Source organism: Pseudomonas sp. NPDC096950 (assembly GCF_044762525.1).
Classification (GTDB): Bacteria; Pseudomonadota; Gammaproteobacteria; order Pseudomonadales; family Pseudomonadaceae; genus Aquipseudomonas.
The window spans coordinates 1-8262 of the sequence record NZ_JBIWEL010000024.1 but is presented as its reverse complement, the minus strand read 5'-3'; the positions used below and the strand labels follow the sequence as shown (position 1 = coordinate 8262).

7 protein-coding genes and 1 pseudogene are annotated in these 8262 nt (G+C 61.6%); 5 read left to right on the top strand and 3 right to left on the bottom strand.

Going from position 1 to position 8262, the window contains the following annotated elements:
• The 5 genes from leuS to ACIQY3_RS27435 all read left to right on the top strand — a co-directional run.
• A partial coding sequence (leuS, locus tag ACIQY3_RS27455) for a leucine--tRNA ligase (protein ID WP_403026045.1) occupies positions 1-2411 on the top strand: 2411 nt, incomplete at its 5' end.
• Between the two features lie 87 nt (positions 2412-2498).
• Positions 2499-3104, top strand: a complete 606-nt coding sequence (gene lptE, locus ACIQY3_RS27450; RefSeq protein WP_403026042.1) for an LPS assembly lipoprotein LptE — start codon at positions 2499-2501, stop codon at positions 3102-3104.
• A gap of 39 nt (positions 3105-3143) precedes the next feature.
• Positions 3144-4181 carry a DNA polymerase III subunit delta gene (holA, locus tag ACIQY3_RS27445; RefSeq protein ID WP_403026210.1) on the top strand — a complete coding sequence of 346 codons (1038 nt, stop codon included), beginning with the start codon at positions 3144-3146 and terminating at the stop codon, positions 4179-4181.
• Between the two features lie 202 nt (positions 4182-4383).
• Positions 4384-4548, top strand: a complete 165-nt coding sequence (gene arfA, locus ACIQY3_RS27440; protein WP_094470475.1) for an alternative ribosome rescue factor ArfA — start codon at positions 4384-4386, stop codon at positions 4546-4548.
• 61 nt (positions 4549-4609) lie between these two features.
• A complete protein-coding gene (locus ACIQY3_RS27435) occupies positions 4610-5932 on the top strand; it encodes a lytic murein transglycosylase (protein WP_403026039.1) in 1323 nt (440 codons plus the stop codon).
• Between the two features lie 111 nt (positions 5933-6043).
• Here the strand turns inward: ACIQY3_RS27435 and ACIQY3_RS27430 are convergent, their stop codons facing one another.
• The 3 genes and pseudogenes from ACIQY3_RS27430 to ACIQY3_RS27420 form a co-directional block, all read right to left on the bottom strand.
• The gene (locus tag ACIQY3_RS27430; protein WP_403026037.1) at positions 6044-6994 is read right to left on the bottom strand and encodes an LD-carboxypeptidase; all 951 of its coding nucleotides are present in this window, start codon (positions 6992-6994) and stop codon (positions 6044-6046) included.
• A 172-nt stretch (positions 6995-7166) separates the two neighbouring features.
• The gene (lipA, locus tag ACIQY3_RS27425) at positions 7167-8192 is read right to left on the bottom strand and encodes a lipoyl synthase (RefSeq protein ID WP_054052430.1); all 1026 of its coding nucleotides are present in this window, start codon (positions 8190-8192) and stop codon (positions 7167-7169) included.
• 1 nt (position 8193) lies between these two features.
• Positions 8194-8262, bottom strand: a pseudogene (locus tag ACIQY3_RS27420) (octanoyltransferase); the annotation flags it as partial.

Here is an 8262-nt window from a genome sequence, read left to right as displayed (position 1 = left end):
AGCGCATGCAAGGCAAGAACGTCCTGCAACCCATGGGTTGGGACGCCTTCGGCATGCCGGCGGAAAACGCCGCGATGAAGAACAACGTAGCGCCCGCCAAGTGGACCTACGAAAACATCGCCTACATGAAAACCCAGCTGCGCAGCCTGGGCCTGGCGGTGGACTGGTCCCGCGAAGTGACCACCTGCAAGCCGGATTACTACCGCTGGGAACAATGGCTGTTCACTCGCCTGTTCGAAAAAGGCGTGATCTACAAAAAAAGCGGCACTGTGAACTGGGACCCGGTCGACCAGACCGTCCTGGCCAACGAGCAGGTGATCGACGGTCGCGGCTGGCGTTCCGGCGCGCTGATCGAAAAGCGCGAAATTCCGATGTACTACTTCAAGATCACCGCTTACGCGGATGAACTGCTGTCGAGCCTCGACGATCTGCCGGGCTGGCCTGAACAGGTCAAGACCATGCAGCGCAACTGGATCGGCAAGTCCCGTGGCATGGAAGTGCAGTTCCCGTACAACGTCGATTCCATCGGCGAAAGCGGCGTGCTGAAAGTCTTCACCACCCGTCCGGACACCCTGATGGGCGCGACCTACGTCGCCGTGGCCGCCGAACACCACCTGGCCGCCCTGGCCGCGCAGAACAACCCTGAGCTGCAAGCATTCATCGCTGAATGCAAGGGCGGCAGCGTCGCCGAAGCGGACGTCGCCACCCAAGAGAAAAAAGGCCTGCCGACGTCGCTGTTCGTCGAGCACCCGCTGACCGGCGAAAAACTCCCGGTGTGGGTCGCCAACTATGTGCTGATGCACTACGGCGACGGCGCGGTGATGGCGGTTCCGGCTCACGACGAACGTGATTTCGAGTTCGCCACCAAGTACAACCTGCCGATCAAGTCGGTGGTGCGCACCAGCTCCGGCGACACCAACCCGGCACCATGGCAGGACGCCTACGGCGAACACGGCACGCTGATCAATTCCGGCGAGTTCGACGGCCTGGACTTCGAAGGCGCCTTCGATGCCATGGAAGTCGCGCTGATCAAGAAAAACCTCGGTGCCTCGCGCACCCAGTTCCGCCTGCGCGACTGGGGCATCAGCCGTCAGCGCTACTGGGGCTGCCCGATCCCGATCATCCACTGCGAAACCTGCGGTGATGTGCCGGTCCCGGAAGATCAACTGCCGGTCGTGCTGCCGGAAGACGTGGTGCCGGACGGCGCCGGTTCGCCGCTGGCACGCATGCCTGAGTTCTACGAGTGCAGCTGCCCGAAATGCGGCGCACCGGCCAAGCGTGAAACCGACACCATGGACACCTTCGTCGAGTCCTCGTGGTATTACGCCCGTTACGCCTCGCCACACTATGAAGGCGGCCTGGTGGAAAAATCCGCGGCCGACCACTGGTTGCCGGTGGATCAGTACATCGGCGGCATCGAACACGCGATTCTTCACCTGCTGTATGCACGCTTCTTCCACAAGCTGATGCGTGACGAAGGCCTGGTGAGCTCCAACGAGCCGTTCAAGAACCTGCTGACCCAAGGCATGGTGATCGCCGAGACTTACTATCGTCGTGAAGCCAACGGTGCCTACACCTGGTTCAACCCGGCGGATGTGGAACTCGAGCGCGACAGCAAGGCCAAGGTCATCAGCGCCAAGCTGATCGCGGACGGCCTGCCGGTGGAAATCGGCGGCACCGAGAAGATGGCCAAGTCCAAGAACAACGGCGTTGATCCGCAGTCGATGATCGACCAGTTCGGCGCAGACACCTGCCGCCTGTTCATGATGTTCGCCTCGCCGCCCGACATGAGCGCGGAATGGTCCGACTCCGGCGTTGAAGGTTCGCACCGTTTCCTCAAGCGCGTCTGGCGTCTGGCTCAAGCCCACGTCACTCAGGGCTTGCCGGGCAAACTGGACATCGCCAGCCTGAACGACGGGCAGAAAGCCATTCGCCGTTCGATCCACCAGGCCATCAAGCAGGCCAGCCACGACGTCGGCCAGAACCACAAATTCAACACCGCCATCGCCCAGGTGATGACGCTGATGAACGTGCTGGAAAAAGCCCCGCAAGGCACCGAACAGGATCGAGCGCTGGTTCACGAAGGCCTCGAAACCGTCACCCTGCTGCTGGCGCCGATTACGCCGCACATCAGCCACGAATTGTGGAATCAACTGGGTCACGCAAATCCGGTGATCGATGCAGGCTGGCCGGTGCTGGACGAGAGCGCACTGGTGCAGGACAGTCTTCAGTTGGTCATTCAAGTGAATGGCAAACTGCGCGGCCATATTGAAATGCCGGCCAGCGCCACCCGCGAAGAAGTCGAAGCCGCCGCACGGGCAAATGAGAACGTGCTGCGCTTCGTCGATGGCCTGACTATTCGTAAAGTGATCGTAGTGCCCGGGAAACTGGTCAATATCGTCGCCAGCTAATTGGATCAGGCGCCAGGTGAGCCTGGCGCCGAGTTAAACCTTTCGGGCCGCACGGTCGGCCCACATGGTTTCAAGGGGAGCAACAAGATGATCAAACGCAATCTGCTGGTGATGGGCCTCGCAGTCCTGTTGAGCGCCTGCGGTTTCCAGCTGCGCGGCACTGGCACCACTGAACTGGCAATCAAGGAGCTCGACGTGAGCGCCCGCAACGCCTATGGCGAAACCGTGACGCAATTGCGTCAGGTGCTGTCGAGCAGCGGCGTGAAGGTTTACACCGGCGCACCGTACAAGCTGATTCTGACCGATGAGCAGGAAAACCAGCGCATCCTCAGCTACGCCGGTGCCGGTCGTACGGGTGAGTACCAGGTGACCACCGTGCTGAACTACGACATCCGTGGCGAGCACGACCTGGCACTGATGAGCGACAAGCTCGAAGTGCAGAAGATCTTTATCCACGACGGCAACAACCTGGTGGGCTCCGACCAGGAAGCCACAACGGCCCGAGTGGAAACCCGTCGCGAACTGGTTCAACGCATGATCCTGCGCCTGCAGCAGATCACTCCAGCGCAACTGGATCAGCTGCAACAGACCGCGAATGCCCGTGCCAAGGCTGAAGCCGATGCACTGAAAGCGGCGCAGAAGGCTGAAGCGGAAACCCCGCGCCAGTCGCCTGTCCAAATCCCGCAGCAGTAAGACTTACGGGGCGCTCAGGCGCCCCGTTTGCCTTTTCTTATGAAACTCGCCCCCGCCCAACTCGCCAAACACCTGCAAGGTGCCCTCGCGCCGGTCTACATCATCAGTGGCGATGACCCACTGTTGTGCCAGGAGGCCGCCGACGCCATCCGCGCTGCTGCCCGCCAGCAAGGTTTCGACGAACGCCAGGTCTTCGCCGCCGACGCCAGTTTCGACTGGGGAACGCTGCTGCAGGCCGGTGCCAGCATGTCGCTGTTCGCTGAGAAGCGTCTTCTGGAACTGCGCTTGCCCTCGGGCAAGCCCGGTGACAAAGGCGCCGCCGCGTTCATCGAATATTGCTCGCGTCCCGCCGAAGACACCGTGCTGCTGATCAGCCTGCCCAAGCTCGATGGCGCCGCGCAAAAGACCAAGTGGGGCAAGGCGCTGGTCGATGGTGCGCAGACTCAGTTCGTGCAGATCTGGCCGGTGGATGCCAACCAGTTGCCGAGCTGGATCCGCCAGCGGCTGTCCCAGGCCGGGCTGTCTGCCAGCCAGGACGCCGTCGAACTGATCGCTGCGCGGGTCGAGGGCAACCTGTTGGCTGCTGCCCAGGAAATCGAAAAGCTCAAGCTGATGGCCGAAGGTGGCCAGATTACTGTCGAAACCGTGCAGGCGGCCGTGGCCGACAGTGCGCGTTTTGACGTGTTCGGCCTGACCGATGCGATTCTCAACGGCGAAGCCGCCCATGCCTTGCGCATGCTTGAAGGGTTGCGTGGCGAAGGCGTCGAACCGCCGGTGATTCTCTGGGCCCTGGCCCGTGAGTTGCGCCTGCTGGCCAACCTGTCGCTGCAATACAGCCAGGGCGTGCCGCTGGACAAAGCTTTCAGCTCGGCCCGACCACCGGTGTGGGACAAGCGCAAACCGCTGATGAGCAAAGCCTTGCAACGCTATTCGGCGCAACGCTGGGCGCAGTTGTTGCTGGAAGCGCAGCGCATTGATGCGCAGATCAAAGGCCAGGCGGCGGGTTCTCCGTGGATGAGTTTGAGCCGGTTATCGTTGTTGATGGCGGGTCAGAGATTGTCGTTACCGGCTGAGTAAGATCAAGAGATCGCAGCCTCGTTTCACTCGACAGCTCCTACACTGGATCGCTTAGACCTGTAGGAACTGTCGAGTGAAACGAGGCTGCGATCTTTTGAGTTGCGTTTTCCTACACAAAACACCTCCATTTGCTCTATAGACAGAACCCCAACTTCAGCAGATTATTTCCCCCGCAAAACCCACTCACTCGCGAGAAATCATCATGAGCAAAAAGCCATCTAAAAATGGCCCGAACAAGGCCAAATCCATCATCGCCCAGCCACTGTTCCGCAGCCGTCAGGAACGAGCCGGCAAGGGCAAAGGCAGCTACCGCCGCGAAGCCTTCCAGTCTAATAGCTGGGAGGCTTCTTACTTTCTGGCTGCTTAAAGCAGAACCCCCCTTCTCCATGTTAAGGTCTGCACCTGATTCGTATTCCCTGGACCTGTGCATGCCCCTTTGTCTTTCCCGTCGTTGGCACGTTCGCCAATTGATTGCTGCCTCCAGCCTCATACTGCTTGTCGCCTGCGCGGAAAAACCGACCGCCGCCGACGCCCAACCGCTTCAAACCCTCCCCGTCGCCACTGCGCCTGCGGTCATCCCGCCCGTAGTACCGACCGGTGAAAACCTCGACCTCCAGCCGACCCAGACTTTCGCTGAGTGGCAGGCCGGTTTCCGCAAGGACGCCCTGGCCGCCGGCATTCGCGCCGACCTGTTCGACCGCGCCTTCGCCAATGTCAGCTTCGATGACAGCGTGATCCGCGCCGACCGTAGCCAACCGGAGTTTTCCCGCCCGGTGTGGGAATACCTCGACGGTGCCCTGTCGCCACTGCGGGTACGCAAGGGCCAGGCGCTGGTCAGCCAGTACGCCGACATCCTGCAAAGCATCGAGCAGCGCTACGGCGTCGATCGCCAGGCATTGGTCGCGGTGTGGGGCATGGAGAGTAACTTCGGGCAGTTCCAGGGCACCAAGTCAGTGATCAATTCCCTGGCAACCCTGGCCTACGAAGGGCGGCGCCCAGGCTTTGCCCATGCGCAACTGATCGCCGCCCTGCAGATCCTGCAACAGGGCGACATCACGCCGGAGAAAATGCTCGGTTCCTGGGCCGGCGCCATGGGACAGACCCAGTTCATCCCGACCACCTACAACACCCACGCCGTGGACTTCGATGGCGACGGTCGCCGCGATATCTGGGGCAGCCCGGCCGACGCTTTGGCCTCGACCGCGCACTACCTGCAAAGCTCCGGCTGGCAGAAAGGCCAGCCGTGGGGCTTCGAAGTGCAACTGCCGGGCAGTTTCAACTACGTCCTGGCCGACGGCACGATTCGCAAGAGCGTCGCCGAATGGCAGCAACTGGGCGTCTCGCTGCCCAATGGCGCCCAGGTTCCGGCAGGCGCCGAACACCTGTCAGCCGCCCTGCTGCTGCCGGCCGGTTATCGTGGCCCGGCGTTCCTGGTCCTCGACAACTTCCGCGCGATCCTCAAGTACAACAACTCGTCGTCCTACGCCTTGGCGGTGAGCCTGTTGTCCGAGCGCTTTAACGGTGCCGGCCTGATCAGTGGTTCGTGGCCAAAAGATGATTTGCCGCTGAGCCGCAGCGAACGGATCGAGCTGCAGAATCTGTTAAGCAACCAGAACTACGACGCGGGCACCGCTGACGGCATCATTGGCGCCAATACCCGCAAAGCCATTCGTAGCGCACAGCAGTCGTTTGGCTGGCCGGCGGATGGGTATCCGACGCATAAGCTGCTGGAAGGGTTGCGCAACCGATAGATAGCCGTATGGCTGGTGTCCCCTTCGCGAGCAAGCCCGCTCCCACATTTGGAATGCACCCACTGTGGGAGCGGGCTTGCTCGCGAAGACTGACTGTCAGACGATAAACCTCTAAGCCTTGACCACCACATCCTGCTCCAACACCAACACCTTGTTCCCCGCATCCAGCTTGACCAACGCCCCCATGGGCAGCGTCAAATTCGGATCACAATGACCACTGCACCACCCGGCCAGCACTGGTATCCGCAACGGTTCGAAGGTTTGCTTGAGCAGCCGCGCCAGCGCAGCAGCTTCCACTCCCGCCACATCCCCCACCAAAACCCCGCGCAGCTTGCCCAGGGTGCCAGCCAGGCGCAGATGGGTCAGCAGCCGATCAATGCGATACAACGGCTCGTTGATGTCCTCGATAAACAGGATCACTCCTTCGGCATCGATTTCGTAGGGCGTGCCCATGGTCGCGGCAATCATCGACAGGTTGCCCCCCAGCAAGCGCCCGTGGGCGATGCCAGGCTCGATGGTGCTCAACGGGTAGGCCACGGGGTGCGTCAGCACGCTGCCCGCCTTCACCTGCCCGCGCAGCATGTTGAAGAACGAGGACTCGGTGGGCCGCTGCTTGTCACCCAGCAGGTCGGCATTCAGCAGCGGGCCATGAAAGGTCACGAAGCCGGCATAGCGACTGATCGCCAGATGCAGCGCCGTGATGTCGCTGTAGCCGATAAAGGGCTTGGCATTCGCCCGCAACAAGTCGAAATCGATTTGGTCCAGCAAGCGCGGCGTGCCATAACCGCCGCGCAGGCAAATGATCGCGTCGACTTCCGTGTCGGCGAATGCCCCGTGCAGGTCATTGAGCCGCACCTCGTCGCTGCCGGCGAGGTAGCCGGTGCTCTCGTAGACGCCAGGGAAAATCCGCAGCGAATAGCCCCGGGCGCGCATCCATTGCACGGCCTTATCGGTGTCCAGCGGTGCGGGACCGGCAGGCGCGATCACGCCGATCACGCCTTCCGACGGCAAGGCCGGCACAGGGGCGTAAGGAAAAAGGGTGTGGGTCGGTCGAACGGTCATCCATGAATCTCCCTGCATGAAATCTTCAGCACACAGTAGTCAGGAACGGACATAAACAGAAGGGGGTCATTCGCGCCGCGCGTTGCGGGAAAAGACCGCCGTGGATGTAGGCAGGCAGAAAAACGCCCGCAGACTGTGAAGCCGTGCGGGCGTTTTGTCTTTCATCAGCTGATTACAGGGCCGAGATCAGCTCGGCCTTGACCAGCTTCGCCTGCTCGTCGGCATGGTACGAGGAACGTACCAACGGGCCGGAAGCGACGTTCTTGAAGCCCATCTTGTAGCCTTCCTCGGCAAACCAGGCGAACACGTCCGGGTGCACGAAACGCTGGACCGGCAAGTGGCTGCGGGACGGTTGCAGGTACTGACCGAGGGTCAGCATGTCGATGTCGTGTTCGCGCATGCGCTTCATGACTTCGATGACTTCTTCGTCGGTTTCGCCCAGGCCCAGCATCAGGCCGGATTTGGTCGGAATGTGCGGCATCATCTGCTTGAAGCGTTGCAGCAGGGTCAGCGACCACTGGTAATCCGAACCCGGACGCGCAGCCTTGTACAGGCGCGGCACGGTTTCCAGGTTGTGGTTGAACACATCCGGCGGCTCGGCGGCGGTGATTTCCAGCGCTACGTCCATGCGGCCACGGTAGTCCGGGACCAGGGTTTCGAGCTGCACGTTCGGCGACAGCTTGCGGATCTCGCGGATGCAGTCGGCAAAGTGCTGGGCACCGCCATCACGCAGGTCGTCGCGGTCTACCGAGGTGATCACCACGTACTTGAGCTTGAGGTCGGCGATGGCGATGGCCAGGCTTTCCGGCTCGTTGACGTCCAGAGGTTTCGGACGACCGTGGCCGACGTCGCAGAACGGGCAGCGACGGGTGCAGATGTCGCCCATGATCATGAACGTCGCGGTGCCGCCGGAGAAGCACTCGCCCAGGTTCGGGCAGGACGCTTCTTCGCAGACACTGTGCAGCTTGTGTTTGCGCAGCAGGGCCTTGATGCGGTCGACTTCCGGGGAAACCGGGATGCGCACGCGGATCCAGTCGGGTTTCTTCGGCAGTTCGGTGGTCGGAATGATCTTTACCGGGATGCGTGCAACCTTCTCGGCGCCGCGCAGCTTGACGCCGGCTTCAACCTTCGCACGCGGGGCCGGACGCTCGGTAACATCCAGCGTCGGGATCATGGTTTGCACTGCATCAGTAGTCATATCAGTCGATTCCGCCCGTTAGGGTCGTCTGCTCAGCATAGTCGAGGTGTTTGACGAGCTGCGCGCGCAG

Excerpts from the sequence above, each read along its gene's own strand:
- lptE (WP_403026042.1), top strand. The coding sequence starts at position 2,499 with ATGATCAAACGCAATCTGCTGGTGATGGGCCTCGCAGTCCTGTTGAGC.
- holA (WP_403026210.1), top strand. The coding sequence starts at position 3,144 with ATGAAACTCGCCCCCGCCCAACTCGCCAAACACCTGCAAGGTGCCCTC.
- arfA (WP_094470475.1), top strand. The coding sequence starts at position 4,384 with ATGAGCAAAAAGCCATCTAAAAATGGCCCGAACAAGGCCAAATCCATC.
- ACIQY3_RS27435 (WP_403026039.1), top strand. The coding sequence starts at position 4,610 with ATGCCCCTTTGTCTTTCCCGTCGTTGGCACGTTCGCCAATTGATTGCT.
- ACIQY3_RS27430 (WP_403026037.1), bottom strand. The coding sequence starts at position 6,994 with ATGACCGTTCGACCGACCCACACCCTTTTTCCTTACGCCCCTGTGCCG.
- lipA (WP_054052430.1), bottom strand. The coding sequence starts at position 8,192 with ATGACTACTGATGCAGTGCAAACCATGATCCCGACGCTGGATGTTACC.